Genomic DNA, 26,905 nt, shown 5'->3' on the forward strand with positions numbered 1-26,905 from the left:
CGTCGCCTCAGCGGATCTGGTTGATCAGCGCCGCGCCCTGGACCACCACGCGGTTGTCGGCGGCCAGCCCTCGCGTCACGATCACCGTTTGCGCGTCCAGCGGCTGCGTCACCACCGGCTGCGGCATGTATCGTTCGGCGGTGACCTTGATCCAGACGACGGGCTCGTTGGCGGCGTTGCGCACCACGCTCTGCGCCGGCAGCACGATGCCTTCCTGCCGCTCCTTCAGGCGCGCCACCACGGTGACCGGCTGTCCGACGGCCAGCGCGGGCGGCGCCGTGCCTTTGGGTGTTTGCAGCCGGAAGGTCAAAGGCAAGACGCCCTCGCGCAGGCTGCGCGATGCGCCCACCAGCTGCAACTGTGCCCCGGCCACGCCGTCCAGCGTGCCGCGTTCGATGCGGTTCGCCAGACCGGCGTCGGCCGTGGTGGCTTCGACCACCAGGCGGGTGGGATCGACGATCTCGAACAGCAGCTCGCGAGCGTCGACCACTTGGCCTGCCACCGCGGCGGCCTTGGCGATCACACCCGTCACGGGGGCCACCAGCGATTCGCGCGCCCGCAAACTGCGGCCGATGGCACGTTCGCGCGCCTGCAAGCCGGAGAGTTCTGCGCGCGCCGCCTCGATCTCTTTGCGTGGCACCGTGCCCTCCAGCGTCTCCAGCCGCTGCACACGCTGCTGCGCGATCTGGCGTTCGGCCTGCAGCTGCGCCAACTCGGCGCGCTGTGTGCCCGCGGCATACGGCTCGGCATGGTGCTGCACATAGGCGAGCACCTCACCTTTGCGCACCGCCTGGCCGGCCACCGGCAGCCCGCGCGGGCCGGGCTCGACGCGCCCGCCATGCACCGCCTGCACCCAGCCGCCAGCGTTGGGGTCCATCAGCACACGGCCGGGCAGCGAGACGGTGGCCGCGGCCTCGCTCAGGGGGGCGAGCACGGTGCGGATGCCCATGCGACGCTGCGCCAGCTTGGGCACGTTGACGCTGCCGTCCGGCAGGCGGGCGAGGCCGGAGGTGTTGACGCTGACCGGGCCGTCCAAGTGCTCGCCGCCAGGGCCGTGGGCACCGGGGCCGGCGTGTGCCGGGGTCAAGCCGGCGGCGCAAAGGCTCCATGCCACGACGAGCGCCGCTGCCGGTGTGCGAAACCGAAGGCTCATGGCGCCACCCCCGTGTGACGCCCTGCGGTGTGAGCGCCTTCGGCGGACGGTGTCTCCACTTGGGAGGCCCGGCGACGCTGCTGGCGTCGGCGCCACCAGAGGCCACCCAGGGCGAGCACCGACAGGCCGCCGACCACGGTCGCGCTGCGGGCCAGGCCACCACCGTGGTCGTGATGCGACTCCTCGTCGTGTCCCTGTCCACCGGCAGGGTGCTGGTGCCCGTGCGCCGCGGTGGCCGCGGCCTGGCCCGCTGAAGCCTCGCTGACCACGAGAGTGCCGTCCAGCAGGTCACTCTCGTTGCCCGCGACGATGGTGAAGAGCAGGGGATGTTCGCCAGGCTTTGCCAGGAGTTTCAGGAACTCGGGGTCGGCTACCGCATAGTCGCCGTGGTCGGCATGAAACGTCGCGGTCGCCTTGCGTCCGCCCGATTCGACTTCGAGGCGCGCCTGCAGCACGGGGTCGTTGGTCTCGAAGCGGTCGATCAGCACCGACAGCTCGCCGCCGCTCAGCGTGGCGACCAGTTCGAAGGCCTCCGACTTGGCTTCCAGACGAGGCACGTTGCTGGCCGCTGCGCCGACCGCCGAAGCAGGGGTGTCGAGGTGTTCGCCGTTGGGGCCGTGGGCACCGGGGCCGGCAAGGCACGGCGTGATCAGGGCGAGCGTCAGCAACGCAGCCGCCCACGAGGGTGATCGCCAGCCGGGCTGTGCGAAGTGGGACATCGGGTTCATGGCATCAGTCCAAGAGCTTGGTGGAGGCGGGCGCGGGCGAGGCCGAGGGCCGCCTGCTGGCGCGCCACGGCGGCCTCGGCCTGGTTCGCCGCGGCCAGGGCGCGCAGCAGGTCGGGCAGGGCGGTTTCGCCGGCCTGGAAGGAGGTGTCGAGCAAACGGGCGCGCTCGCGCAGCAAGGCGGCCCGCTGCTGCTCGGCGGCGAGCCGCTGTTGCGCGGTGTCGAGGCCGGTGCGCGCCTCGCTCACGCGCGCTGCCAGCCGGTCGCGCAATTGCTGCAGTTCGACTTCGGCCACCTCGCGCTGCGTCAAGGCGGCAGCTTCGGATTCCCGGCTGCCGGCATCGGCGCCCAGCGGCAGGCGCAAGGCGAGACCGAGGCTTTGCTGGCTTGGCTCACCTCTGGCGGCGGTGTCCTGGCGGGCGCTCAGCGTGACTTCAGGCGGGGCGCGGCGGGAGTGCCGCAAGGCTTCGTAGTGCAGCCGCGTGCGCTCGACGTCGGCGCGCGCGCGCTGCAGTTCCGGATGCTCCGCCGGCGGTGTATCGCCGGGGGACACGAGGGCCGGCTCGGCGGGGTCGACGGCGTCGGGCAGGCCGGTCAGCGCCACCCAGCGGGTGTGGGCTGCTGCGACGGCCTGGCGCGCCTGCGCGACCGCGCCTTGGGCGGCGAGCAGTTCGGCGCGGGCGGCCATGGCATCGGCGCGCGACAAGTCACCAGCGGCGACGCGACGGTCGCTGTCGTCGCTCAGGCGCTGCAGCGTCTGTTGTTCCTGCCGCGCCGACTGGAGGGCGGCATGCTCGGCGACAAGCGCCCAGGCGGCTTCCCGCACCTCGCCGGCCACGCCCAGGCGGGCGGTGGCGGCCGTGGCACGGGCGGTCGTCTCCTGCGCCTGCGCGGCAGCCTGCCGCGCGGCTTGCTGGCCGAAACGCCAGACCGGCACGGACACGCCGAGCTCGGTTTCGCGCGCGCCTCGGGCATCGTGCAGGCGGTCGTTGCGGTGTTCTAGGCTCAGGGCGGGAGAGCCTGGGGCCCAGGAGGATGCGGCGGCCCGCGCCGCCTCGGCTTCGAGCGCACGGCCACGACTCTCGGCCGCCGCGGTGGCGCGCCGCCACGCCGCTTCCACGGCGTGGGAGAGAGACGAGACAGGCACCACGGCCGGCTGTGCCACGGCCACGCCGCAACAGATCGCGCCGGCCAGCAGCAGGCCGGGCGTCAACCATCGGTGGATGTTCACGTGTAGGGATACGGTTCAACGGGCGCGACGGCGACGCAGGCGGTCGCGCAACAGATCCGGCGCGCATGCTGCGAGCCGGCGCCAACACGGGGGAGGGTCAGCGGGTGAACCGAGGGGGGCGTCGCAAGCCTTCGAGGAAAGGCTCGGGGGGGACGAGGGCAGCGAGCAACGGCGGGCTCTCGTCGGCCAGCGGGGTTGCGATCCAGGTCGCAACGGCTGGCAGGACGGGGGCGTTGTTCAACTGCGTGTCGAGTTGCACGTGTTGCCGCGATTCCTGCGAGTCGTCCTGGTGGAGACTGCCGTCGTCGTGGTGATGGTGGGCTTCGTCGATCCAGTGCGCCACCGCGTGTGACAGCTCGCCGCCGTGCTCGTCCCAGAGCGCCTCTGCCGCCGTGGCCGCGGAGTGCCAAGGCAGCAGGACAACCATCAGGACGACAGCGAGCCAGCGTCGAATCATGCGGCCGATTCTACGGCAGGGAGGGACATTGCCGTGGGCGAGGCGAACCTGGATGTGTGAAGCGTCACCAAACCCTGTGGGGGCGGCCGCTGAGGGCCGTTCGCCCACTCAGAAGGACACGCAGGCGCGAGTTCGGACTCTCAGGACGGCTTCCTGCTCGAAACTCGTCTTGTAGAGGCTGACGAGGTCGCGGATGGCGCGGTCGCCGGCCGCGCTGTCAGGGTGCACCACCTGCAGGACGTGGGCCGTCTCTCGCTCGATCGCGCCGTTTGCGCCTTGCCACTGGCCCGACGCCTGCCAGGACGTCAGACCTTTGGGAAAGCGCGGCGTCACCTCGCGGTTCACGAACATCTCCCACGCCTCACGCGAGACGGTGCCGCCGGGGCGGGCGGTACCGAAGTAGAGGGTGTCCGCGATCGCCGGCTGCTCGCCTGTCCGGCAGTCCGGCGGGGGCACCGACGCGCAGGCGCCGAGGGCCAGTGCCAGCGCGAGGGGTGGGCAGAGCCGGAAACAGGTCATGTTCCGGGGAGCCCGTACAGCTTCAGCGGCGCGCAGTTGCGCGGCGGCTGCGCCGACTTCAGGTAGTCGGCGAGGCACTCCGCGTTTTGCTGTGCCTGCTGGCGCTCTTGCGCGGTCATCTGACGCAGGACGCTATCGGCGGCCAGGGCACTTCGATAAGTGGCTTCGGCCTCGCCGATGTCCCGACGCCAGTGCTGGTCGTAATTTCGATGTCGTTGCCGTATCTCGCCGAGCATGCGCAGTTGGGCCTCGGCCACTTCGGTGAACGCCGCGGGTGTCGGGTAGAACGCCGTGCTATCCCCGAACGCCTTCGTCGCAGCGCCCCAGTCCTTCCGTTTCTTGAGCGCCTGACCGTGCTCGTAGGCCATCTTGGCAGCCGCCTTGTCGGCCTTCGCGGCGTTCGCCTTCAGCCACGCGACGACCGCTTCGGGATCGGTCGCGTCCTTCTGCGACAACATCGGTGGCGACCCGGCCCAGGCTGCGGACAAACAGCTAGCGGACAACAGTGACACTGCCAACAGTCTTGCCATTGCCGCTCCTGCACAGAATCAAATAGCGATAAAACTGGGTCCACTCTTGTGGATCCACGGTGATGCAGCCTGCGCTTCGCGCACCGGTGTGCAGATAGCGGTCACCGTGTCGGGCAATCGCGTCACCGTGGCCCAAGTAGAACCACGTCTTGGCGTAGGCGCTGCGGGCCTCGTAGCGCAGTCCGCCGTGATGAGGGTGATCTGGTATCTGGATCGGATGCAGCCCTTCAGGGACCGGGTTGCTCGAGTCGGTAATGGCCTTGACGGTTCCCAGTGCGTAGCGGACAACCTCCCTGCTCAGGCTGAAGGTGAGGTGAGCTGCAGCGGTGTAGTCGGGCTTCCGGGCGCTGAGATTGCCGGTCGTCACCGAAAACTTCTTGTCTTTGTGGGGGCCCTCTTGGAGCGTGATGAAGTCGCGGCCGTTGCTGGATGAGGTCAGTGCGACCTGCAGGTACTCGGGAACCGAAATGATCTCGCTGCCGGGCTCGCGTTTGATCCGTAGCCAGCCGTCGGAGCCTCCGACGATGTAGCGCATCTCTGGCATGTCCGCCTCCCTGTGAGTTGCATGAGTGCAATAGTAGTGGCGGGAGTGAGAGAGGCTCTCCTTCGTCTTAGGGGTGCGGCGTGGCCCGAGTGTCGGGGCGAAGAGGCGGGCGACATCGCAGCGCGACCACCGGTGGGCATGTTGAGCTTCGGGCATCACTTGAGGGCAGGGGGGCGGGCAGATGAGACCCTGGTCCACTGTACGTGCCCGCTGTGTATGTGCATCGTGGGGCCTTCTTCCGCGCCCCCTGGCCTTTCGAAGGTCCACCATGCCCCAAAACCCGGCTGCACCGGCATCGCGCGAAGTAAAAGTGTGACTTTTTGAGGACCAAGGGCCACGACGAGGACCAGGAGGGCGGTGCCCTGTGCGACGCCTTCAGCCACAGCAAGTCAGCATGGCCTTAGGCCGGTAGCTGGGCGTCGCGCAGCCGGTACTCGCCGCTCCGCGTATCAGGAGGCGGTGCTGCGGCGACCGCGCGCCCGCCAGCCCAGCAGACCCAGTCCGCCGGCCAGGAGTGCATAGGTCGAGGGTTCCGGAACACCAGGGACCGGCGGCACGCCGGCGGAGACGCTGGCGCGGGCATACGTGACGAACGTGGTGCTCGAGAATCCGGGTCCGCTTCCCACGCTGAATGAAAGCGTGCGAGACAGCGATTGGAAGTTTTCCTCCGGCCCCAGCGTCGCGGTGAGGGACCGACCGGGTGCCGCCGTGGGGACGTTCCCCAATACGGCTTCGGCGAACAGTGAAGCGCCCGGCTGCGTCCCGTCCCGCTGCAGCGTCACTTCCACATCCAGCGTGATATCCAGCCGGGTGTTCTTTTTCATGTCGATCGTCAGGTACCGCCAGATCACCGCCCCGCCGGTACCCTCGCCACTGATGCCGGCCTTGACATAGCCGGGCACCTCCCTGATGTCTCCAGCGCCTGCCCCACCTTCAGCCGAAATCTCGCCTCCCGACGCCGTTGGCAGCGAATAGGTGTGGTGCAGCGATTCCGACCACGTCACGCCATCGGCTCGGAAGCCTTCGCCACCGGCGTACTCGAAGTCCGGTTGAAGACTCGAAGAAGAGACCAGCATGCTGGCAGTCGAAAGGCTGTAGCCGGCCTCAACGCCGTCGCGGAGGTTGGTGTCGACAACCGTGATCTTGAGATTGCTCCAGCGCGCCTCTGCGGTCGCCGCGGCAGTGGCAGGTACGGCAACCGCTGCGTTCAGTGCCAACGCAAGCCCGAGGCCTTGCGCCGCCGGCCGGGCTGTTCGAGCGATATGGGTCAGGCATAGACGGCAGGTCAGATCGAAAACAGAAAAGGAACGCACAACAGAACTCCTGAAATTTATGAGTGGACTGGCCATGCATCGCTCTGCGCTCGACCGCATCGAGGGGTTCGCACTTCACTGGGGGGAGACTTGAGTTGGAGGTCGCGCGAGCGCGCGGCGGACGTGCACGGCGTCGCAAAGTATCTGGAACCGGGCGAACGGTCTATGCAAACTTCTGCAACGACGATGCGAAGCAGCAACGGTGGCTGTGCATTCTTCATCCACGTTCATCTCGCCGTGGAATTTGGCGATCGCCTGGGAAAGTGCCCCGTCATTTCAGACCTTCACGAATGAAGCGGCAGCGCGCAGCGACTCGGGGCAGCCGGCTGCGCGAGAACGCGAGTCGTCATGAGCAGGAGCGTCAGGAGGCGCCGCCCATCGGTCTCATCCTGTACGCAGGTAAGAAGCAGGAGCAAATCGAGCTGCTCGAGTTGGGCGCGAGCGGGATCCACGTTGCGGAGTACTTGACGGTGCCGAGCACAAGTTCTGTTGGGCAGCGGCAGCCGGTCGAAGGCGGAAACGCGGCGATGTCACTTGGTGAGTTGACATAATATACATTCTGCGAAGTAGAGAATGGAGAACCGGGAGGCACAACCGACCAGCGCCCGCGTGGGCCCTTGGCCCGCCGCTCGCGTTGCCGCTCAGGGCCTCACCGCTGCGACAACAGCCGCGCACCCGGCCCCTGCGCACCCAAGCCATCAGCCGGGTTGCGCAACGGGCAGCTTTTCATCGACAGGCAACCGCACCCGATGCAGTCCGTCAGCTGGTCGCGCAGTTCGGTGAGTTGAGTGATCCGCGCCTCCAGGCTTTTACGCCAATGTCGGGACAACCGAGCCCAGTCGGCCGGTGTCGGGGCACGGTCGGACGGCAAGGTCGCCAAGGCATCGCGGATCTCCGCCAGCGGGATGCCGACCCGCTGCGCCACCTTGATCACCGCGACGCGGCGCAGCACGCCGCGGCCATAGCGGCGCTGGTTGCCAGCGGTGCGCATGCTGCGGATCAGGCCCTCGCTTTCATAGAAATGCAGCGTCGACACCGCCAAGCCGCTGCGGGCGGCCACCTGACCCACGGTGAGTGGTGTCTGCAGATCGCACGTGTTCAACATCAACCCCTTGACCTCAAGTTCGGTTGAGGTTTTAGCCTGTCGGCGTTCGCTATGCAACGTTCACAGTGCAAGGAAACAGCCAATGGCATCATCGTCACGCTCTTCTTCAACACCGTCACCGCTCCAGGTCGCCATGCTCTGCGGCAGCGATCCGGCGCAACCCCATCAGGAGATCTTTTCGTGAGTCGCCCCGACACTCTGGCCGCCGCCCTGCCCTCGGGCCCGCCGATCAACGAGCGGGCGCTGTTGCTCACGCTCGCCGGCATCCAGTTCACGCACATCGTGGACTTCATGGTGATGATGCCGCTGGGGCCGCAGTTCACCCGCTTGTTCGGCATCACCGACGCGCAGTTCGGCCTGCTGGTGTCGGCCTACACACTGGCCGCCGGTGCTTCGGGCCTGGTCGCCAGCCTGTTCATCGACCGGTTCGAGCGCAAGCGCTTGTTGTTGTGGCTGTATGCCGGCTTCGCGCTGTCGACGCTGGCCTGCGGGCTCGCGCCGGGCTATGCGCTGCTGCTTATCGCGCGGGTGCTGGCGGGCGTGTTCGGTGGGGTGATGGGCACGCTGGTGCAGACCATGGTGGGCGACGCGATCCCGTTCGAGCGCCGCGGTGCCGCGATGGGCCTGGTGATGTCCGCCTTCGCGCTGTCGACCGTGGCCGGTGTGCCAGGCTCGCTCTGGCTGGCCGGCGCCCTCGGCTGGCAGGCGCCGTTCATCGCCATCGCGGTGGCCAGCGCCGTCATCGGGGCGCTGGGGCTGCGTACGCTGCCGCCGCTGGCCGGCCATATGGAGGCAGGGCGCGAGCGCGGTGCCTGGCGACCGCTGCTGCAGGTGCTGGGCGAGGCCAACCATTGGCGCGCCTTTGCGCTGACGGCGATGATCATGGCCGGCGGCTTCGCGATCATCCCCTTCCTGACCATCTACATGACCACCAACATGGGGCTGGCCGACGCGCAGGTGCCGCTGGTCTACCTTGCGGGTGGGGTCGCCACCTTGTTCACGTCGCGTGCCGTGGGCAGGGCCGCTGACCGGTGGGGCAAGATGCAGGTGTTTCGCGTGGTCGCCGCTGCGGCGCTGCTGCCGATGCTCGCCATCACGCATTTGCACGAGGTGCCGCTGGCCGTGCTGCTGGTGATCACGACGCTGTTTTTCGTGCTGGTCTCCGGGCGTTTCGTGCCTGGCATGGCGCTCATCACGGCGGCGGCTGCGCCAAGTTTGCGCGGCACTTTCATGAGCTTGAACGGTGCTGTGCAGTCGGCCGCGATGGGGCTGGCGTCGCTGGCCGGCGGGCTGCTGATCGGTCGCGACGCACAAGGCCGTGTCAGCGGCTTCGAATTCTGCGGCTGGATCGCGGCCGTGTTGACGCTGGCCGCCTTGTGGTGGGTCGGCCGGCTGCAGGTCGCGGACGCCACCTCGGCACGCTGACCTGCCTGCCCCTTTCTTTCCCTCCCTCCCCCGCCCCCTCCTCCCTCTTGAGAGGGGCGTCGCCCTCCCCAGCCTTGGGGAATCGCCGCAAGCTTCGATGCGATAGCGTCGGGTTGTCTGCGCCTCTTCAGCCCGCCGGGCTCCCCGCCCGGTGAGGCGGCCCTCCTACAAGGGGTGCGGCGGCGCGCGTGCGCCCTCATGCCCGCGTTCCAGCCGCCGCTGTCGGCGCTGATGCCGCCGGCGCGCCTTCGGGCCTGCCGTGTGGCCGGCGCCGTGGGCGTGTCTTCTGGCCAGCAGCCTGACATTGCCAGCGCTCTCACGGTGTTGTGCGCGGCGCCCGTGCTGGTCCTTCAGCAACCCGGGTGGCTCGACCGCGCGCGGCGAGAGAGCGTTTGCGTCGCGTGACGGCATGCCGTGACGTGCACATCGCCCGGGCTGGCGGCCCTCCTCCCGTCGCAGCTGCGATCGACGATCGCATCCATCGCCACTTCGACTCACACAGGGAGCACAGCATGGCACTCGGCGACGGCATCCGCAGGGACATCTCGAAAGTCTCGGAAGCGGAACGCAATCTTTTCATCGACGCGATCGTGAAGATCGACACCACCAAGTTCTTTTCAGACGGCATCTCGTATTGGGACAAACAGGAGGAGATCCACAAGAACGCGCACTTCTCGGGCGTGGACGTGCACGCCGGCCCGGCCTTCATTCCCTGGCACCGGGTGATCGTCAACCGGCTCGAACAGCTGCTGCGCGAGGTCAACCCGGCCCTGTCGCTGCACTACTGGGACTGGACCACCGACCCGCGCTCTACCGACGGCGGCCGGGCGGCGCTGTTCACACCGCAGTTCATGGGCAACGCCAGCGGCGACGCGGGCCACCTGCTCAACGGCTTCGAATCGACCGAGGACGCCGAGACCGGCAACGGGCACACGCACATCTGGCGCAACGTGGGGGTCGTGGGGGCCAACGGCGACGGCACGCCCAACATCAGTTCAGACGCATCCATCCTGGCCGCGGGGACCGACTTCGCGAGCTTTGCCAGCGCCCTCAAGAGTGCGCACGACAGCGTCGCGCATTCCTATATCGGCGGCACCATCAGCAATCCGCACTATTCCTTCCACGACCCCTTCGTGTTTCTGCTGCATTCGAACGTCGACCGCTTGTGGGCCATGTGGCAGACCGACCCGGCGCACCCGGAGCGTTTGAGCACGGCCAGCGCCTATGCGGGGCTCAATGCCGGCGAGTTGACCTCGCTCGTCACCGAGTTCGTCGAGCCGTGGGCCGGTGGCAGCGGCCTCGAGCCTTGGGCCTCCACGCCGAGCCTGCGGGCCGTGGTCACCTACACCGATGTGTCGGTCGTGACGCCGGCCTGCTACGACACCAACAGCGGCAGTTTCCAGGTGCTGGAAGCCGAGAACCCGTTCAATGCCGGCACCTCGCGCTTCCAGGTCACGTTCAATGACGTGCCGGAGGAAGAAACCACCTGGCGCGCCGCGGTGGTGCGGGTGCGGGCCTGCGGCGAGGTCACGCTGCGCGTGAAGCCGGGCACCGAGCCGGCCGCGCCGTTCGACGTGGCCACACCGGTGGTCGAGTCGGATCCGGGGCCGGTGCCCTTCCGCGAGGTCCGCGTCTGGTTCCAGTTCACCGCCGGGGCGGTCGGCACCGCGCCGCAGACGCCGGGCCCGGTCAACACGACGCTGGTCTGCGACGAGAACGGCCAGGAGTTTTTGTTCGAGCTGCGGGCCAACACCATCCACCGCCCCACGGTGGCGGTGCAGCTGGCGCTTGACCAGTCGGGCAGCATGGCCTGGGCCGCGGGCACCAGCGGCGCCACGCGGCTGCAGGTGCTGGTCGATGCCGCCAGCCTGTTCGCCAACCTGATCCAGAAGAACAACGGCATCGGCATCATCCGGTTCGACCAGGACGCCTACCCGCCCGACCACGCCACCTTCGGCGGCATGCCGATCACCAAGGTGATGAACGACGGCTTCGGCGACCCAACGCGGGCCACGGCCCTCGGCGTGATCGCAGCGCACACGGCGAATGGCGAAACCTCGGTGGGCGACGGCCTCGAGATGGCACGCAACCAGCTCAACGCCCTGCCAGCCGGCGCCTACGACCAGAAGGCACTGGTGGTGCTGACCGACGGCCTCGAGAATGCGCCGAAAAGCATCGCCGAGGTGGCCGGCCTGATCGACAGTCGCACCTATGCGGTGGGGCTGGGCAACGAAGCGCAGGTGAACACCTCAGCCCTCACGGCGCTGGCGGGCAGCACCGGAGGGGCCTTGTTGTTGTCGGGTTTGCTGGCGACCAGCCTGGACGACCAGTTCCGGCTGCGCAAGTTCTTCCTGCAGATCCTGGCCGGGGTGACCAACACCAGCATCGTGCGCGACCCGACCGGGTATGTCGGTGTCGGCAGCAAGGTGCGCATTCCGTTCCACCTCAACGAGGCCGACATCCACGCGCGGGCCATCCTGTTGACCGACTTCCCGGTCGTCAGGCTGAGCATCGAGACGCCCGACGGCACCTTGATCGACCCGGGCAACGCGGCCTCGTTCGGCGCCCGTTTCGACACCGCGCCACGGCTGCAGACGTCGAGCTTCGGCTTGCCGCTGGCGTTCCAGCCGCAGGTGGTGCACGGCGGCACTTGGCATGCGCTGCTGGAAATCGACGAGGAGCGCTACAAGCGGCTGTTGACGGGCATCGGGTCGGACAACTCCCCCAACTTCCCGCCCGGGCCCTTGCAGGAACTGCTCGCCAAGGGCGCAAAGTACTGCCTCAGCGTGCACTCGTTCTCGAACCTGCGCATGAACGCGGTGCTGAGCCAGGACGGTTTTGCGCCCGGGGCCCGGCTGTTCCTGCGCACCACGCTCACCGAGTACGCCCTGCCGGTGGAGCGCCGCGCCACGGTGCGCGCGGAGCTGGAATACCCGGACCACAGCCAGACGGTGCTGGCGCTGCCCGAAGTCGCGCCCGGCGTGTTCGAAACCTCGCTGGTGGCGCATGTGGCCGGCATCTACCGCTTCCGGGTTATCGCCGAAGGCGGCAGCTTCCGCGGTACGCCGTTCACCCGCGAGCAGATCCTGACGGCGGCCGTCTGGACCGGGGGCGACCACCCCACCCCGCCGCCGCCGCGCGACGAGCCGGATGGCCGGGACGACTGGTGTCGTCTGCTGCAGTGTGTGCTGGGCGGCGGCGCGCTGTCGCCGGAGCTGGAGGAGCGGCTGCGCCGGCAAGGCGTGGATCTTGACGCGATCCGGCGCTGCGTGAAGGTCTGGTGCGGCCGGGGCGGGGGGACCGGGCGGGCGTGAAGCGAGAAGCGGCACGTGTGCAGCGTGCCGCGTCCGCGGAGGAACCGGGGTGGCGCCGAGAGGGGGCGTCGGGCCCCGGGCCGCCCACGCCGCGCTCCTTCTCACTTTGACCCTTCGCTACCATGCGTATCCCATCTTGAACAGCAGTGCCTTGTTGCCGTCCTTGCCCGCTGCGGCCTCCAGGTTGGCCACGATGCCCTGCGCCGGCTTGAGGATGTATTGCACGCCGGCGCCGATGGTGGGGAAGAGGTTGTTCGATCCCGAGCACCCGCCCCGACTCCCGCCGTAGAGGCACGCGACACCGGCGAAAAACGTGGCCGTCCAGCGCGCGGCAAACCGATGGCGCTCCTCGACTTCGATGGACGACATCGACTTGCCCAGGTACTCGCCCAACGTGTAGCCGCGCAGCAGCACGGGCGCGGAGGCGGCGGGGGGTGCGTCCCGCGTCCACTGGTTGCTCTGATGGACCGCCAACACATGGCCGTCCCCGTGGCTCCAGAAGTGCCGGTAGTCGAGCCGGTACATCTCGAAGTCGTTGCTGCCCTCGATGTTCTGCCGATAGGCGACGCTGTTGAAGTTGAAGACCCAGCCTTGTTTCGGCGCGTCCTGGAGGTCCCGGGAGTCGTGGTAGAGGACAAGGCCCACACCACCGGCCGCGAAGCCGGTCAATCCGAGCAAGCCGAGCAATTCGTCATCGAGTGCCGCCTGTCCGACGATCTGGTAGTTCGTGGCCAGCGCCTGCGCGCCGACGAACCAGTTGTCCTTCACGCGGTAGAGGTAGCGCGCCACGAAGGCCCGAATGCGGTCTTCGGACTGCAGCGGCACACCTGTGCCGAGGAAATCGTCGTAATCGTTCCTGACGCGGCCTCCGACGGCGAGCACCATGAGCCGATGCTGGTCGGCGCCGAACGAGGTCCGGGCGAACATCACGGCGGTCGCAGAGTCGGTGGACGTGTACTGGGCATTGGCTCCGAAGATAGAGACCTGCGATTGGGCGTCGAACTTCCGGAGGTAACCGGCGAGCACCCCGAGCGAGGTGCCGAGCTTGGGATTGTTCGAGAACGTCGGCAACAACACCCAGGGCGATGGCGCCTTCTTCGGCTCCTCTTCTTGCGCGCGCAAGGGGTGGCCGCACAGGCAACCAGCCGCCAGGAGCGTCGTCGTCAGGCTGTGCCCGAGCGCGCGCTTCGTGGCCGCTGGGCGTTGGATTCGGGTCGTGTATGACATCCGGCTGCGAACATAGGGTGCCTCGAGCTGGCGACACATTGGACCTTGGTCCAACAGGGCGCGTCCTTCCCGACCGGATGATGTTTGGGGGCCTATGAACAGATGGCCTGCGCACCTTGGCAAGCCCTAGTGGGGAGTGACTGTTCAGCGAACCGCACGGCGCCCTTGTGCGTCGATGACCACCTCGCCGTCCTCTTTTGTGAACGGCCCTCGCTGCGGCGACGGCAGGATCTCGAGCACAGCTTCCGACGGGCGGCACAGCCGGGTGCCCAGCGGTGTCACGACGATCGGGCGGTTCAACAGGATCGGGTGCTGCACGATGAAGTCGATCAGCTGGTCGTCGGTCCACTTCGCATCGTCGAGCTGCAGCTCGTCGTACGGCGTGCCCTTGCGGCGCAACACCTCGCGCACCGGCACGCCGAGCGAGGCGACCAGCTCCACGAGCCGCTGCCGCGTCGGGGGCGTTTTCAGGTATTCGATGACCTGCGGCTCTTCCCCGCTGTTGCGGATCATGGCCAGGGTGTTGCGCGAGGTGCCGCAAGCGGGGTTGTGGTAAATCGTGATGGCAGACATGGCTGAGCCTTATTTGGGAGTGGGTGCGCCGTCGCCGGACGCTTCGATGACGTTCGGGTGGCCGGCAGGATGCCGCCGCGGCTCGAAGGCCTGGTGGACCGCGACGCCGAGGGCCGCGCCCACCAGCTGTGCGACCACGAAGCCCGGCGCGCTCGCCGGGGCGATGCCGGCGAAGCTGTCGCTGAACATGCGCCCGAAGGCCGCGGCCGGGTTGGCGAACGAGGTCGACGCGGCGAACCAGTAGGCGGCGCCGATGTAGGCCGCGACCATGGCCGCGGCTCGCCCGGCCGGTGCCCGCAGGATCACCAGCAGCAGCCCCGCGGTGGCGACCGCTTCGGCGATCCACTGGCCGGTGCCAGTCCGTACCTTGGTCGAGAACTGCAGGATCGGCAGCTCGAACATCGCGTGCGCGGCCCAGGCGCCCAGCATCGCGCCGATCAGCTGCGCCGCGATGTACGGCAGCAAGGCCGGCGTCGGCAGCTCGCCGCGCCAGGCCATCGCGGCGCTGACGGCTGGGTTGAAGTGGGCGCCGCTGATGGGACCAAACACCTCGATCAGGACGTACAGCCCGCCGACCGTCGCCAGCGTGTTGGCCAGCAAGGCCACCGCCGCGTTGCCGCCCGCCAGGCCCTCGGCCATGATGCCGGAGCCGATCACGACCGCCAGCAGCAGTGCCGTGCCGAGCGCTTCCGCGGCGAGCTTACGAGGCAGATCCATCGCTCGCATCAGATCTGGCCGATCCCGCTCAGCAGCACGACGACGATGGCTTGGCCGCCGTCACCGCGATGTCGATCGGCTTGCCACGCTGCGTCGGCGCACAGCACGCCGACGCCTCCTGTGCCGACACGCTCGCGGCCTCCCGCTCGCTGAACACCGGGATGTCGGCCAGCGTGTGGTAGTGCTCCCAGGCGATACCTTGCGGGTCGGTCACCCAGTGTTTTTCGCTCTGCGCGTAGCAGCAGGTGGTGGCGCCTTCGTCGAACAGCGCCAGGTCGGCAGATTGAGCCCGCGCCTTGAGTTCGGCCAGTTCGGCAGCGTCGTCGGTCTGGAAACCCAGGTGATCGACACCCGGCTTGGCGCCGCGGGTGGAGATAGCGAAGTTGATGCGCGGGTCGTCGAGCATCCACTTGGCATAGTCGGTCTCGGCGCGTGTCGGCTCGGCTGCGAACAGCTTCGAGTAGAACGCGATGCTCTTGGCGAGGTCCTCGACGTGGACGTGAAGGTGGAATCGTTTCATCGGTGCTCCTTCAACATTTGCAGCTGTTTGCCTGGTCTGCGACGCAGGTCTCACCCTGGCAGCAGTTCTCGGTGAGGTAGCCGAGCAGGTCGCTCATGTGCTCGAACGACGCGCGATAGATCAGATGGCGTCCGCTGCGCTCTTGGGTGACGAGGCCGGCGGTCATCAATTCCTTCAGGTGGAACGACAGCGTGGCGGCGGGCACGCCCAGTTGCTCCTGCAGGACCCCCGGCGTCACGCCCTGCCCGCCGGCAACCACCAGCGCGCGGAACACCCGCAGGCGCATGGCATGGGCCAAGGCGGCAAGGGAGCGGACAACGCTTGTTTCTTCCATGGTTCGAGTATCTTCGAAAGATTCGAGGCTTGCAACAGCTGTAGCGCGTTGGCGTCTGGCGCGGTCAGGTGGGCAGCGACGAGACGCCCGTGCCGCCGCGGCGCTGGCGCCTTGTCGCCGCGCGGCGCGGCTCTCCCGCCGCTGCCGTGACGCGGTCAGCGAGGCGGCGTCCGGTGGCCGGCAGCCGAACGCGTGCCACTGGCGCAAAGGCCATGGCACGCGCCGGTCGCTTCAGCCCACCTGAAGCTGAGAAGGCCGGCCGGGTGTCGCCGGGGCAGCGACGGGCTCCTCGTTGCAGGCCGCGGCTTGCCGCTGCGACCTGATCGACACGATGCGCCCCGACTCCAGCTTCACATGCCGGTCGGCGAGATGGAAATAGGCGTCGTCGTGGGTGATGGCCACCACGGTGCGCCCCTGCGCCTTTAGATCCGGCAGGATGTCTTCATAGAACACACGCTTGAACACCGGGTCCTGGTCGGCCGCCCATTCGTCGAACAGACACACCGGCCGGTCTTCCAGCACCGCCCCCAGCAAGGCCAGCCGCTTGCGTTGGCCCTGCGACAGTGCCACCGTCGAAAAGCGGCCCTTCTCCAGGCTCACCTTGTGGTCGAGCTTGAGCCGCTTCAGCAGTTCGCCGGCGCGCGGCGCGCGCTCCGGGTCGTCCAGGCCGAGCAGTTCCTCGAACAGATAGAAGTCGGCGAACACGCACGAGAACAACTGCCGGTAGGCCTCGCGGTCGGCATCGCCCACCACCGCCTCGCCGTTCACCGACACCTGGCCGCTGTCAGGAGCGTACAAACCCACGAGCAGCTTGGCCAAGGTGGTCTTGCCGCTGCCGTTGCCGCCGGTGATGAAGACGATCTCGCCGGGCGACAGGCTCAGGTCGATCGGGCCGAGCGTGAACTGCCCGTCCTCGTGCTCGCTGCGATAGCCGTGCGTCACGCCTTTCAGTTCGAGCTGCTGCAAGGTCTTCCACGCCGGCCGCCCTGCCCCGTGGTCCTGTCCGGGCGCGAGCGCCAGCTGCAGCGTGGCCAGCTGTTTCAGCGCGACGCGGAACTGGCCGAAGTCGGGCGCCAGGTTCACCAGCACCTCGACCGGTGTGATCAGGTAGAGGAACGTCAGCGCATATCCGCTGAGCACTGCCGGGTTGTGGGTCGTGTAGTCGGGGGGCAGGAACAGCAGCAGCCCGATGAAGACAAAAAACATCAGCAGGCCGAGGCTCTCGGCGAGCGCATAAATCGTCATACCGCTGACGAAGTTGTGGCGCAGCCGCGCGACGGCGCCGTCCAGCCAGCGGGTCAGGAAGGCGCTGCGGCGGCCTCGGTGCATCTGCAGCTCCTTGCCGCCCTCGGTCACCGTGATGAAGTGCTTGTACAGCTCGTCGCCCGCGTCACGCGAGCGCTGCAGGGCGCCTTGCGCGCGCAGCTGCGCCACCAGAAACACCCCGATGCCGATGCCGATGCACGCCAGCGCGCCCAGCATCAGCGGCCACGACAGCCAGCCGAGGTAGGCAAAACAGCCCAGCGCCACGGCGACGTTGATGCAAAAAGTGGGCAGCCGGGTCAGCAGCGCCGCGATCTTCTGCACGTCGTCGGTCAGCGCCGCGAGCAGGCGGTGCGCGCCGTGCTGTTCGAGCTGGCGCAGCGGCGAGGCCAGGATCTGGCGCGACAGCTGGCACCGCAGGCCGGCGATCAGGTGCTGGCTCAGCCGCACCAGCAGCGCCTCGCTGGCGGTGCGGGCCAGGAACACGCCGACGCACAGCGCGACAAAGGCCGGCAGCAGCCGCCCCTGTTCGGCCCGTGGCAACGCCAGCGCCGAGTTGATCAGCGCGATCAGCGCGGCGATGCCCAGGCCGCTCAAGGCGCCGGCCAAGCCGGCCCCGGCGAGCTTCCAGCGCGAGCCGCGCAGCAGTGCGACGACGCCGTTCATCATCAGTACTCAGCTCGTAGGGACGCCAACACCGTGCGCGGACGGCCTACCGCGATCTCGTTGCGGCTGCCGCTCGGCAGGTAGTAGGTCTTGTCGGCGGCGTTGAGCATGTTCACCTGCGCCGTCCAGCGCAATCCGCTCTGGCGCCACTTGTAGGCGGCCATCAGGTCGACCCGTGCGTAACCCGGGATCTGCGCGGTGTTCTCGACGTCGACCTCCTGCTGGCTCAAGGCCACCATGCCGGCACCCAGGCTCAGGCCTTGCGTGCCGCCGGCCTGCTGGTCCCAACGGGTGAACAGCTTCAGCGCATGGCGCGGCACGCCGTAGAGGCGCTTGCCTTGCGTGCCGATCACGCCTTCGCTGTCGACGGTGCCATCGGTCACTTTGGTCGTGGTATAGGCGTAGGACGCGGTGAGGTTGAGATGCGGCGTGACCCGCCCGCCCACGTCCCATTCCAGGCCGCGGCTGCGCGCTTCACCGATCGGGGCGAACACATCGCCCCGGTAGATCGGCATGTTCTGCTTGGTCAGCTGATACAACGCCACCGTCGTGAACAGCCGTTTGTCGGTCGTCTCGGTTTTGAAGCCGATTTCGAATTGCTTGCCTATGACCGGATCGAAGCTGCCGCCCGGGGTGCTCGAGTCGGTGTTGGCCTCGCTCAAGGATTCGGTGTAACTGCCGTACACCGACCACCAAGCCGCTGGCGAAAACACAAGTCCCACGCGGGGGCTGAAGCGCTTGTCGCGGGCCTCTGTGTTGCCGGCGCCGGTGTGGTCATCAGAGGTTTCTTCGGCGTCGTCGTAGCGGCCGCCGAGCAAGAGCTTGAACTGTGGGGTCAGCGAGATCTGGTCCTGCACGTAGACGCCCCAGGCTTTGCTGCGGTTGGTCATGTCGACCGCCAGCGTCGGTGTGTCCGGCACAGCATCGCGATAAACCGGTTCGAAGAGGTCGATCGCATCCTGCTCCCCCGTCCAGAACTCGAACACGCGTTTGCTGCGCGCATGCTCCGCACCGACGACAAAGTCGTGGCTCACCCCTCCCCAGGTCGGCGTGCCGGCCAGCTCCAGCGAGATGAACTCTGTGTCGATATCGCGGCGCTCGATACGCCGTGGCTCGCGCCCTACCGTGCGCACGTCGTCGACCAGCGCATGCTGATACTCCAGGCCGTTGCCGCGTCCGCGTTCGATCAGCAGGTTTTGCCGCAGCGTCCAGGTGGCGTCGAGCTTCTGCGAGCCATCGAGCGACAGCAGCGTCGATTCGTTCTCGTGCTCGGTGAAGTCTTCGCCCAGGTTGCGGCCGCGCGGCACGTCGGCCGGCCGGTTGCCCACCGCGACGATGCCCCGGTCGATCGGGCTGTCGTGTTTGGCGTGTTCGAGTTCCAGATTGAACTGGACGTCGGCATTGGGACGCCAGCTGAGCGTCGGGGCGACGAAGGTGCGCTTGGTGTCGATGAAGTCGCGGAACGAGCCGGCGTCTTCATAGACCGCGTTGACGCGGTACAGCAAGGTGCTGTCGGCGTTCAGGCTGCCGGTCGCGTCCACGTGGGTCTGGTAGAAGTCCTCGCTGCCTACCTGTTGCTGCAGCGAGAAATAGGGCTGCGCCTGCGGCTTCTTGGTGATCACGTTGAACATGCCACTGATATCGCCGCGACCAAACTGGGTCGACGACGGGCCCTTCAGCACCTCGACCCGCTCGGCGTTGGCCAGCTCGGTCGGGCCGAAGCGGTTGGTTCTGATGCCGTTGCGGTACGACTGGTACACGGGAAAACCTCGCACGATGATGTCCTCGTGCACCGAGGTGCTGCCGGCGAAGACACCGCTGACCGTCTCGAGCGCCTCGCGCAGCGTGTTGGCTTGCCGGTCCTCGATCAGCGGCTGTGAGACGACCTGCACCGACATCGGCGTGTTGATGAGGGGTGTGCTGCCCTTGGTGGTCGAAGCCGCTCGCTCGGCGCGCTGCGCGATATCGCGTTCGCCCGTTACGCGCACCGTGGGGAGCGCGGCTGCTGACGGGGCCGCCGGCGGTGTCACCACCGGCGCCTCCTGCGCATGGACCTCAGCCAGCAGGCAGCACGCTGAGGCGATGGCCGACAACTTGAGTTTTTTGTAGGAGTGCATTTTTCAAGAGTTCCCTGGGAGATGTATGGAAAGAGAAACGTTGTCAGCCAACAGCGCGGCAAGGCCCTGGATGACATCAGGCGCTTGCACGATGGCGAGGTGGTCGCCGACCACGGTGGCAACGTGCAGGCGGGCAGCATACCGTTGCCATGACAGTTCTTCGGGTGTGCTGTCGCGTACCGTGTCCTCGGCCTGCCACAAGTAAACCGGCGCCTGCACCGGGTGGGGACGGTGCTCGCGCATCAGGCAGAACGACTCGTAGCGCGCCGACAGCCGCAGCGCCAGTTCATCGACGTCGGTGTCCGCGCTCAGATAGCCCTGCGCTTGCGCCCACGCCACTGCGTGCGCCAGCTGGGCCGATGCAGGCAACGCGGCCAGTTCGGTACGCAGCGCCTCCAAGGCTTGCTGTGCGACGGCATCGCGGGCCAGCCCTGCCAGGTAGTCGAGGCACTCGGCCGCGTGGTCGCTGCGCACAGCGGCTTCGTCTTCGCGCAAGTGCACGGTGTCCAGCATCGCGACCCACGCCACGGTGTGCCCCTGGTGTTCGAGCTCCGCGGCCATTGCCAACGCGATGGTGCCGCCCATCGACCAGCCCAGCAGGTGGTAAGGCCCCTCCGGCTGCACTTTGCGGATCTCGGCCGCGTAGTCTCGCGCCATCGCGTCGATCGAGACGTCCTGCCACTGCGGGTCGTGCAAACGGCGCGACTGCAGACCGTAGACCGGCTGCTCGGCGCCGAGCGCTTGTGCCAGCGGCAGGTAGGACGCCGCGTGGCCCCCTGCTGGGTGCACACAGAACAAGGGGGGGCGGCCACTACCGCGGTTCAGCGGGATGACCGGCGACGTCGCTTGCCCGTCCTGGGTCAGCTGCAGGGCCAAGGCCGCGATGCTCGGCGCCTGAAAGATCAGCGTCAGGGGCAGTTCTCGCTGCAGCAACTGCCGCGTTTTCTGCATCACCCGCACCGCGAGCAAGGAATGCCCCCCCAGCTCGAAGAAGTTGTCCTGCACGCCGATCCGTTCGATGCCGAGCGCGGCGGCCCAGACATTGGCCAGCAGGGCTTCCAGCGCAGTGGCCGGCGGCACATAGGACGCCGCGGCCATGGCGATGGCACTTCCGCGAGGCGCCGGCAGGGCCTGGCGGTCGATCTTGCCGTTGCGGTTCAACGGCAGTGCCTCCAGCACCATCACGGCAGCGGGCACCATGCTCTGCGGCAGCTTCTGGGCCAACGCGGTGCGCAGCGCGGCGGGTTGCAGGCCGTCGCCGACGACGTAGGCCACCAGGGCCGCGGCCGCGGTGCCCTCTGCGCGCACCATGCACACCGACTGCCGCACGCCGGGCAGGCCCAGCAGCGCCGCCTCGATCTCGCCCAGCTCGATGCGGTGTCCGCGCAACTTCACTTGGTGATCGCGCCGACCCAGGTACTCCAACACGCCGTCGCTGCGCCGCCGGACGATGTCGCCGGTGCGGTACAGGCGTTCGCCGGGCACGCGGGCGTAGGGGTCGGGCACAAAGGCGACAGCAGTGCGCGCCGGATCACGCAGATAGCCCCGCCCCACCCCGATGCCGGAGACGCACAGTTCGCCGGCCACGCCCACCGGCACCTGTTGCAGGTGGTCGTCGAGCACCTGCAGCCGCAGGTGGGCCACGGGCCGGCCGATCGGCGTGTGGGCGCAATCGGCAGGCAGCGGCGCCGTGAGGGCGTGCAGCGAGACGTCGTCGGCGCACTCGGCGGGACCGTAGACGTTGAGCAAGGGCACCTGCGGGTGGGCCGTGAACCAGCGCCGCACCACCTCGGGCGGCAGCGCCTCTCCGGTGGGCAGCAGCCAGCGCAGCGGCAGCGCCTCCTGGTGCTCCTCGTCGAGCAGGGCCTGGATCAGGCTGGGGACGGCCTCCAGCACGGTGACCCCTCGCGCTCGCACCGCAGCCAGCAGCGCGCGAGGATCGCGGACCACGTCGTCGGGCACGATGTCGACCGTGGCGCCGCACAGCAAGGCGCTCAGGAACTGCCAGACCGAGATGTCGAAGCTGGCCGGCGCCGTCTGCGCCACCACGTCGGTGCTGCCCAGCCCGAGCTGCACATGCTTTTGCAGCAGGTTGTTCAACATGCCGCGCCGCTCGACCATCGCGCCCTTGGGCTCCCCGGTCGAGCCGGAGGTGTAGATCACATAGGCGAGACAGCGGCCAGCGGCGGCGGGTGGCAAGGGCTTGCGCGCCGCGATGCCGCCGTCATGCGGACCTTGCACCAGCTCCGCCGGTCGCCACAACGCCGGCGCGTGGCGACCCAGCGCCTGCAGCGCCTCGCCGAGCGCGGGCCCGCCCTGCTCGCCTTGCAGCACCCATCGAGCGCCGCTGCGATCGAGCAATTGCTGCAGCCGTGCCGCCGGATGCGACGGGTCGAGCGGCAGATAAGCCGCGCCCGCCTTGAACACGGCCAACATCATGACCAGCAGGTCGAGCCCGCGGCGGTCGTAGAGCGCCACCACATCGTCGGGCCCCACGCCGCGGGCCGTCAGCGCATCGCCCAGGTGGTCCGCCCGTTGGCGGAGGTCCTGGTAGCTGAGGGTGATGTCACCGCAGCGGGCGGCGGGCGCGCCGGGTGTGCGGGCGACCTGGCGTTCGAACAAGGCGTAGAGGTCGCATGGCAGGTCGTGTCCGTCGCCGGTATCGTTCCAGGCCTCGACGCTGCGCACCTCCTCAGGCGTCAGCAGTTCCAGCTCCCCGAGGCGCGTGTGGGGCGCCGCGGCGAAGGTTTGCAGCAGTTGTGCCAGTTGTTGGGCCATGCGCCCTGCCGTCGCATCGTCGAAAGCGTCGCGTTGCCAGCTCAACTCGATCTGCAGCGTCTCGCCGGGCGTCACGTTGAGCGTCATCGGGTAGGACGTCCGGTCGTCGCGGCCCAGCACCTCGATCACCGGGCGTGCCGGATCTGAAGCGCCGCGGCCCCCGGCGGGGTAGTTCTCGAACACGATCAGCGTGTCGAACAGGGTTTGCGCGCCGCCCAAGGCCCATTGCTGGATCTCGGCCAACGGCGTCGCCTCGAAGGGCAGCACCGTGGAGTGGTAGTGATCGCGCAAGGCGCGGGCGACCTGGGCAAGCGACCGCTCGGGAGACAGCTGCGCCGGTACGGGCAGCGTGTTGATGAACAGGCCCACGGTGGCCTCGACACCCTGCAGCTCGGCCGGTCGTCCGGCCACGGTGGCACCGAACACGACGTCGCGGCGGCCGCTGTAGCGGCCCAGCAGCACCGCCCAGGCCGATTGCACGGCCGCATTCAAGGTCACGCCTTCGGCCTGCGCGCGCCGCTGCAGCGCCCGCGTCACCGAAGCCGGCAGGTCGTAGCGCTGTTCGCCGTGGCCGTGTGGCGATCCGGCGGGGGGCACGACACAGCCGGCCAGCAGCAGCGGTGCCGACAGCCCGGCCAGCGCCTCGCGCCACCGCTGCTCGGCCTCCTGCGGGCGGGAGCGACGGGTCCACGCGATGAAGTCGCGGTAAGGCGGCCCGTACGGCGGCTGGTACGGCGTGCCCCCACGCAGCGCCGCGTAACGTGCCAGCACCTCGTCCACCAATCGCGACGAACTCCACCCGTCCAGCAGCAGGTGATGACAGGTCCACACCAGGTCGATGTGCCCGCCCTGGCCCTGCAGCAATTGAAGACGCATGGCAGGCGCCTGCGACAGATCGAAGCCCCGTGCCCGGTCCTGTGCGAGCCAGGTGGCGAGCGCCGCGGCATCCCGCGGCGCCGGCAAGACCTCGAACGGCAGCTCCACCTCGCGCCACACGATTTGCAGCGGCTCGCCCTCGCGTTGCCAATGGAAGCTGGTGCGCAGGATGGCATGGCGTGCCGTCGCTTGGCGCCAGGCCTCGCGGAACAGCTCGATCTCCAGCTCGCCCGCGATGCGCCCATGCAACTGGTTCACGTAGACGTCGTCACCCTGGTTGCACAGGGCGTGGAACAGCAGACCCTGCTGCAGGGGCGACAGCGGATAGAGGTCTTCGATGTCGCCCGCCGGCAAGGCGTCCAGCTCGGCTTGCGCGAGCCCGGCCAGCGGAAAGTCCGAAGGTGTCGCCCCTGGCGGCGTGTCGACACAATGCCGCACCAGGGCCTGCAGCGCTTGCAGGTGATCGTCGGCGAGACTCGCCACCTGTTCCGGCGTGTGCAGCTCAGGGCTGTAGGTCCAGCTCAACTGCAAGCAGCCCTCCACGACGGCGGCGTCGATCTCGAGCCAGTGGCTGCGCGGGTTCTCGGGCGCGACGCCGGCGCCCGGCGCTTCGTCGGCCAGACGGAACAACGGCGCGCGGGTCTCCTGGCCGTCCAGCTGGCCCAGATAGTTGAAGCTGACGCGCGGCTTCGGCAAGGCCTGCAGCGCAGCGGGGGCCATTTGTTCCAGCAGGCCCCAGCCGATGCCGCGATGCGGGACGCCACGCAGCTGCTCCTTCACCTGCTTCAGGCAGGTGGCCGCGTCGCGACCTGCGGGCAGGCTGACCGGGAAGCGGGAGGTGAACCACCCCACCGTGCGGCTCAGGTCCAGTGGCGGCTCGTCGACCGGCAGTTCCTCGCGACCGTGGCCTTCGAGCTCCACCAGAACCTGCGGCTGGCCGGTGTAGCGTCCCAAGGCCAGGCCCAGGCTGCACAGCAGCAGGTCGTTGATCTGGGTTCGATAGGCACGATGCGCTTGCGTCAGCAGCTGGCGCGTGCAGTCGACGTCGAGCTGGACCTGAACACGGCGGGCCGTGCCGGCGGTGACCCGGAGGTCGGGGTTGCGGGCCGGGAAGCTCGACGGCTGCACGTGGCGTTGCCAGTAGGCCAGCTCCTCCTGCAGCGACGGCTGCAGGGCGTAGCGCTGCAGCTGTTGCGCCCAGGCCTGATAGGACGAGGTCTTGGCGGGCAGCACGACGGCCCGCCCGCTCGCAAGCTGCGAGCACGCCAGCGCCAGGTCTTCCAGCAAGATCCGCCACGACACCGCGTCGACCACCAAGTGATGCACCGCCAACAAGAGGCGCTGGGTCCCGTCCGGTTGCTGTAGCAAGAGGGCCGCGACGGCGCTGCGCGACAGGTCGAGGCCGGCCTGCACCCGGCTGCAGTGCGCCGCCAGCTCGGCGGCATGGGCCACTGTCACGCAACCGAACTCGAACGCGGTCGCGTCCTCCCCCTGCATCTGACACCAGCGGCCGTGGGGCAAGCGGGTGTAGCGCAGCCGCAGCGCGTCGTGATGCTCGACCAGCGCGACGAGCGCGCGCCGCAGCAGCGCCGGGTCCAGCGGCCGTGTGGGGGCGAGCAGCAGCGACTGGTTCCAGTGCCCCGGTTTCGGCAAGGCCTGCCCGAGCAACCAGCTCTGGATCGGCGTCAGCGGCACTTCACCCTGCGGCGTGTCGGCGACGGGTTGCCCCGCAGCAGGCATGGCCAGACCGGCAACGCCCGCCAGTTGCTCGATGGTTGGATGTGAGAACAGATCCTTGGGGGTGACCGCCAGGCCCGCGCGCCGCAACCGGCTGACCGCCTGCAAGGCCAGGATGGAGTCGCCGCCGAGGCGGAAAAAGTGATCGGTGATGCCCAGCGACGGGGCACCCAGCAGTTCGCTCCAGACCTGCGCGATCAGCTGCTCGGTCGGGTTGCGCGGCGGAACGCCGGCGTCGGTGACGGCCCGAACCGGCGCCGGCAAGGCGCGGTGGTCCAGCTTGCCGCTGGCGGTCAAGGGCCAGGCCGGCAGCACGACGAAGGCGCTCGGCACCAGCGGCTCGGGCAGGCAGCGCGCCAAGGCCGCGCTCAGCGACTCACCGGTCAGCCTGCTGCTCTCGCCGACCACGTAGCCGACCAGCCGGCGCTCGCCCGGCGTGTCTTCGCGCAGGACCACGAGGGCATCGTCGACGCCGGCCTGCTCGCGCAGCCGCGCCTCGATCTCACCCGGCTCGATGCGGAAGCCACGCAGCTTCAGCTGGCGATCGCCCCGCCCCAGGTACTCCAGCCGGCCGTCGGCGCGCCAGCGCACCCGGTCGCCGCTGCGGTAAAGGCGCGTGCCGGGTGCGCCGAACGGGTCGGGCAAGAAACGTTCGGCCGTCAGGTCGGCCCGGCCGTGATAGCCACGCGCGAGCAACTCGCCGCCGATGTAAAGCTCGCCTGCCACGCCCACCGCGACCGGCCGCAGTGCATCGTCGAGCACGTGCAACTCGCGTCCGGGCACCGGACGCCCGATCGGAATCCCGGCGGTGTCGTCGGGATGCGGCGCGGCGTCGCAATCGTGCAGGGCCGCGGTGACGGTGGCTTCGGTCGGGCCGTAGGCGTTCAAGAGCCGGGCGTGAGCGAGGCCGGCGGCCGCTCTCAACGTCAGTGCATCGGGTGGCAAGGCTTCGCCGCCGACCGACACCAGCCGCAGCGCGGAACATTCAGGGCCGGTGGCACGTGACCACTCGCGCAGCGCCTGCATCCAGTAGGAAGTCGGAAAGTCGGCCACTGTGATCCGCTCACGCGCCAGGCGCTCGCGCAACTCGCCGCTGTCCCACAGCTGCGGGCCGCGCAACACCACGGTGGCGCCGCTGAGCAGTGCCGGAAACAGCTGGTCCACGCTGGCGTCGAACGACAGCGTGCTGAACTGCAGCACCCGGTCGGAGGCGGTCAGGCCAAAACGCTCGGCCATCGCTTGCACGTGCGCCACCAGCGCCGCGTGGGGCACGGCGACCGCCTTGGGACGGCCGGTCGAACCGGAGGTGTAGACAAGATATGCCAGCTGCCGTGGATCGAGCCGCAGGTCCGGATCGTGTCTGGGCACGTCGGGCTGCACCAGCTTGTCGATCGCGAGCGTCACGATGCGGCGCGGCAGGGCTGCCGTCATGCCGGACAACACCGTCTGGCCCAGCACCACGGCGATGGCCGCGTCCTCGCAGAGCTCGGTGATGCGTTCGACCGGCAGCGCCGGGTCCAGGACGACATAGGCGCCCCCCGCCTTCAGGATGCCCAACAGCCCCGCCACCATCTCCAACGAGCGCTCCACACACAGGCCCACCCGTGTTTCGGCGGTCACGCCGGCGGCCAGGAGCCGGTGCGCGATGGTGTTGGCGCGTTCGTTCAGCTCGCGGTAGCTCAGCTGTTGGCCGTCTAGCACCACCGCCACCTGATCGGGCATGCGGACGGCGCGCTGTGCGAACAGCTCATGCACGGGTGTGTCGGCATGGGGCGCCGCG

At 68.7% G+C, this 26,905-nt stretch carries 19 protein-coding genes and 1 pseudogene; 3 read left to right on the forward strand and 17 right to left on the reverse strand.

Features of this window, described 5'->3' with window-relative positions; genetic code table 11:
- Positions 1–7: 7 nt before the first annotated feature.
- The 8 genes from AAW51_RS13730 to AAW51_RS13765 all read right to left on the reverse strand — a co-directional run bounded on the left by AAW51_RS13730 (position 8) and on the right by AAW51_RS13765 (position 6,473).
- Positions 8–1,153, reverse strand: a complete 1,146-nt coding sequence (locus tag AAW51_RS13730; protein WP_047195063.1) for an efflux RND transporter periplasmic adaptor subunit — start codon at positions 1,151–1,153, stop codon at positions 8–10.
- Entirely contained in the window at positions 1,150–1,881 is a 732-nt protein-coding gene (locus AAW51_RS13735; protein WP_047195064.1) for a hypothetical protein, read from the reverse strand. Before AAW51_RS13735 ends, AAW51_RS13730 begins: the two co-directional genes overlap by 4 nt.
- On the reverse strand, positions 1,878–3,110 hold the full coding sequence (locus AAW51_RS13740; protein WP_238947859.1) for a TolC family protein: 1,233 nt from the start codon (positions 3,108–3,110) through the stop codon (positions 1,878–1,880). Before AAW51_RS13740 ends, AAW51_RS13735 begins: the two co-directional genes overlap by 4 nt.
- Before the next feature lie 97 nt (positions 3,111–3,207).
- Entirely contained in the window at positions 3,208–3,567 is a 360-nt protein-coding gene (locus tag AAW51_RS13745; protein ID WP_053013552.1) for a hypothetical protein, read from the reverse strand.
- A 108-nt stretch (positions 3,568–3,675) separates the two neighbouring features.
- On the reverse strand, positions 3,676–4,086 hold the full coding sequence (locus AAW51_RS13750; RefSeq protein ID WP_053013553.1) for a DUF3574 domain-containing protein: 411 nt from the start codon (positions 4,084–4,086) through the stop codon (positions 3,676–3,678).
- Positions 4,083–4,544 carry a hypothetical protein gene (locus AAW51_RS13755; RefSeq protein ID WP_047195065.1) on the reverse strand — a complete coding sequence of 154 codons (462 nt, stop codon included), beginning with the start codon at positions 4,542–4,544 and terminating at the stop codon, positions 4,083–4,085. Before AAW51_RS13755 ends, AAW51_RS13750 begins: the two co-directional genes overlap by 4 nt.
- A 34-nt stretch (positions 4,545–4,578) precedes the next feature.
- Positions 4,579–5,160: a hypothetical protein gene (locus tag AAW51_RS13760; protein ID WP_157359881.1), complete on the reverse strand. Its 582-nt coding sequence runs from the start codon at positions 5,158–5,160 to the stop codon at positions 4,579–4,581.
- Positions 5,161–5,609: 449 nt separating this feature from the next.
- On the reverse strand, positions 5,610–6,473 hold the full coding sequence (locus AAW51_RS13765) for a PEP-CTERM sorting domain-containing protein (RefSeq protein ID WP_238947860.1): 864 nt from the start codon (positions 6,471–6,473) through the stop codon (positions 5,610–5,612).
- A 341-nt stretch (positions 6,474–6,814) separates the two neighbouring features.
- On the opposite strand from AAW51_RS13765, the pseudogene AAW51_RS30780 reads away from it, so the two are divergent.
- A pseudogene (locus AAW51_RS30780) lies at positions 6,815–7,024 on the forward strand (PDDEXK nuclease domain-containing protein); the annotation flags it as partial.
- Between the two features lie 98 nt (positions 7,025–7,122).
- Here AAW51_RS30780 and soxR read toward each other — a convergent pair.
- Complete coding sequence (soxR, locus tag AAW51_RS13775) at positions 7,123–7,578, reverse strand: redox-sensitive transcriptional activator SoxR (RefSeq protein ID WP_047195069.1); 456 nt, start codon at positions 7,576–7,578, stop codon at positions 7,123–7,125.
- Between the two features lie 180 nt (positions 7,579–7,758).
- On the opposite strand from soxR, the gene AAW51_RS13780 reads away from it, so the two are divergent.
- Positions 7,759–9,003 carry an MFS transporter gene (locus AAW51_RS13780; RefSeq protein ID WP_238947861.1) on the forward strand — a complete coding sequence of 415 codons (1,245 nt, stop codon included), beginning with the start codon at positions 7,759–7,761 and terminating at the stop codon, positions 9,001–9,003.
- Positions 9,004–9,515: 512 nt separating this feature from the next.
- On the forward strand, positions 9,516–12,317 hold the full coding sequence (locus AAW51_RS13790) for a tyrosinase family protein (RefSeq protein ID WP_047195071.1): 2,802 nt from the start codon (positions 9,516–9,518) through the stop codon (positions 12,315–12,317).
- A gap of 117 nt (positions 12,318–12,434) precedes the next feature.
- On the opposite strand, the gene AAW51_RS13795 is transcribed toward AAW51_RS13790, so the two are convergent.
- The 8 genes from AAW51_RS13795 to AAW51_RS31350 all read right to left on the reverse strand — a co-directional run bounded on the left by AAW51_RS13795 (position 12,435) and on the right by AAW51_RS31350 (position 26,847).
- Positions 12,435–13,394 carry a BamA/TamA family outer membrane protein gene (locus AAW51_RS13795; protein WP_157359882.1) on the reverse strand — a complete coding sequence of 320 codons (960 nt, stop codon included), beginning with the start codon at positions 13,392–13,394 and terminating at the stop codon, positions 12,435–12,437.
- A 294-nt stretch (positions 13,395–13,688) separates the two neighbouring features.
- Positions 13,689–14,117, reverse strand: coding sequence for an arsenate reductase (glutaredoxin) (gene arsC, locus AAW51_RS13800; RefSeq protein WP_047195072.1), 429 nt, complete (start codon positions 14,115–14,117; stop codon positions 13,689–13,691).
- Positions 14,118–14,126: 9 nt separating this feature from the next.
- Positions 14,127–14,843: an aquaporin gene (locus tag AAW51_RS13805; RefSeq protein WP_047195073.1), complete on the reverse strand. Its 717-nt coding sequence runs from the start codon at positions 14,841–14,843 to the stop codon at positions 14,127–14,129.
- 19 nt (positions 14,844–14,862) lie between these two features.
- On the reverse strand, positions 14,863–15,354 hold the full coding sequence (locus tag AAW51_RS13810) for an ArsI/CadI family heavy metal resistance metalloenzyme (protein ID WP_047195074.1): 492 nt from the start codon (positions 15,352–15,354) through the stop codon (positions 14,863–14,865).
- 10 nt (positions 15,355–15,364) lie between these two features.
- Positions 15,365–15,688, reverse strand: a complete 324-nt coding sequence (locus AAW51_RS13815; RefSeq protein ID WP_047195075.1) for an ArsR/SmtB family transcription factor — start codon at positions 15,686–15,688, stop codon at positions 15,365–15,367.
- Positions 15,689–15,919: 231 nt separating this feature from the next.
- Complete coding sequence (locus tag AAW51_RS13820) at positions 15,920–17,620, reverse strand: cyclic peptide export ABC transporter (protein ID WP_083438282.1); 1,701 nt, start codon at positions 17,618–17,620, stop codon at positions 15,920–15,922.
- Positions 17,620–19,734, reverse strand: coding sequence for a TonB-dependent siderophore receptor (locus tag AAW51_RS13825; RefSeq protein ID WP_053013555.1), 2,115 nt, complete (start codon positions 19,732–19,734; stop codon positions 17,620–17,622). The genes AAW51_RS13820 and AAW51_RS13825 overlap by 1 nt, the downstream gene beginning before the upstream one ends.
- Before the next feature lie 3 nt (positions 19,735–19,737).
- Positions 19,738–26,847, reverse strand: coding sequence for an amino acid adenylation domain-containing protein (locus AAW51_RS31350; protein ID WP_417903620.1), 7,110 nt, complete (start codon positions 26,845–26,847; stop codon positions 19,738–19,740).
- Between the last annotated feature and the right edge of the window lie 58 nt (positions 26,848–26,905).

The organism is Caldimonas brevitalea (assembly GCF_001017435.1).
Taxonomy (GTDB): domain Bacteria; phylum Pseudomonadota; class Gammaproteobacteria; order Burkholderiales; family Burkholderiaceae_C; genus Caldimonas; species Caldimonas brevitalea.

Coding starts and splice junctions, on each gene's coding strand:
- AAW51_RS13730 (WP_047195063.1), bottom strand. CDS start 1,153: ATGAGCCTTCGGTTTCGCACACCGGCAGCGGCGCTCGTCGTGGCATGG.
- AAW51_RS13735 (WP_047195064.1), bottom strand. CDS start 1,881: ATGAACCCGATGTCCCACTTCGCACAGCCCGGCTGGCGATCACCCTCG.
- AAW51_RS13745 (WP_053013552.1), bottom strand. CDS start 3,567: ATGATTCGACGCTGGCTCGCTGTCGTCCTGATGGTTGTCCTGCTGCCT.
- AAW51_RS13750 (WP_053013553.1), bottom strand. CDS start 4,086: ATGACCTGTTTCCGGCTCTGCCCACCCCTCGCGCTGGCACTGGCCCTC.
- AAW51_RS13755 (WP_047195065.1), bottom strand. CDS start 4,544: ATGTTGTCGCAGAAGGACGCGACCGATCCCGAAGCGGTCGTCGCGTGG.
- AAW51_RS13760 (WP_157359881.1), bottom strand. CDS start 5,160: ATGCCAGAGATGCGCTACATCGTCGGAGGCTCCGACGGCTGGCTACGG.
- soxR (WP_047195069.1), bottom strand. CDS start 7,578: ATGTTGAACACGTGCGATCTGCAGACACCACTCACCGTGGGTCAGGTG.
- AAW51_RS13790 (WP_047195071.1), top strand. CDS start 9,516: ATGGCACTCGGCGACGGCATCCGCAGGGACATCTCGAAAGTCTCGGAA.
- arsC (WP_047195072.1), bottom strand. CDS start 14,117: ATGTCTGCCATCACGATTTACCACAACCCCGCTTGCGGCACCTCGCGC.
- AAW51_RS13805 (WP_047195073.1), bottom strand. CDS start 14,843: ATGCGAGCGATGGATCTGCCTCGTAAGCTCGCCGCGGAAGCGCTCGGC.
- AAW51_RS13810 (WP_047195074.1), bottom strand. CDS start 15,354: ATGAAACGATTCCACCTTCACGTCCACGTCGAGGACCTCGCCAAGAGC.
- AAW51_RS13815 (WP_047195075.1), bottom strand. CDS start 15,688: ATGGAAGAAACAAGCGTTGTCCGCTCCCTTGCCGCCTTGGCCCATGCC.
- AAW51_RS13820 (WP_083438282.1), bottom strand. CDS start 17,620: ATGATGAACGGCGTCGTCGCACTGCTGCGCGGCTCGCGCTGGAAGCTC.
- AAW51_RS13825 (WP_053013555.1), bottom strand. CDS start 19,734: ATGCACTCCTACAAAAAACTCAAGTTGTCGGCCATCGCCTCAGCGTGC.
- AAW51_RS31350 (WP_417903620.1), bottom strand. CDS start 26,847: ATGCCCGATCAGGTGGCGGTGGTGCTAGACGGCCAACAGCTGAGCTAC.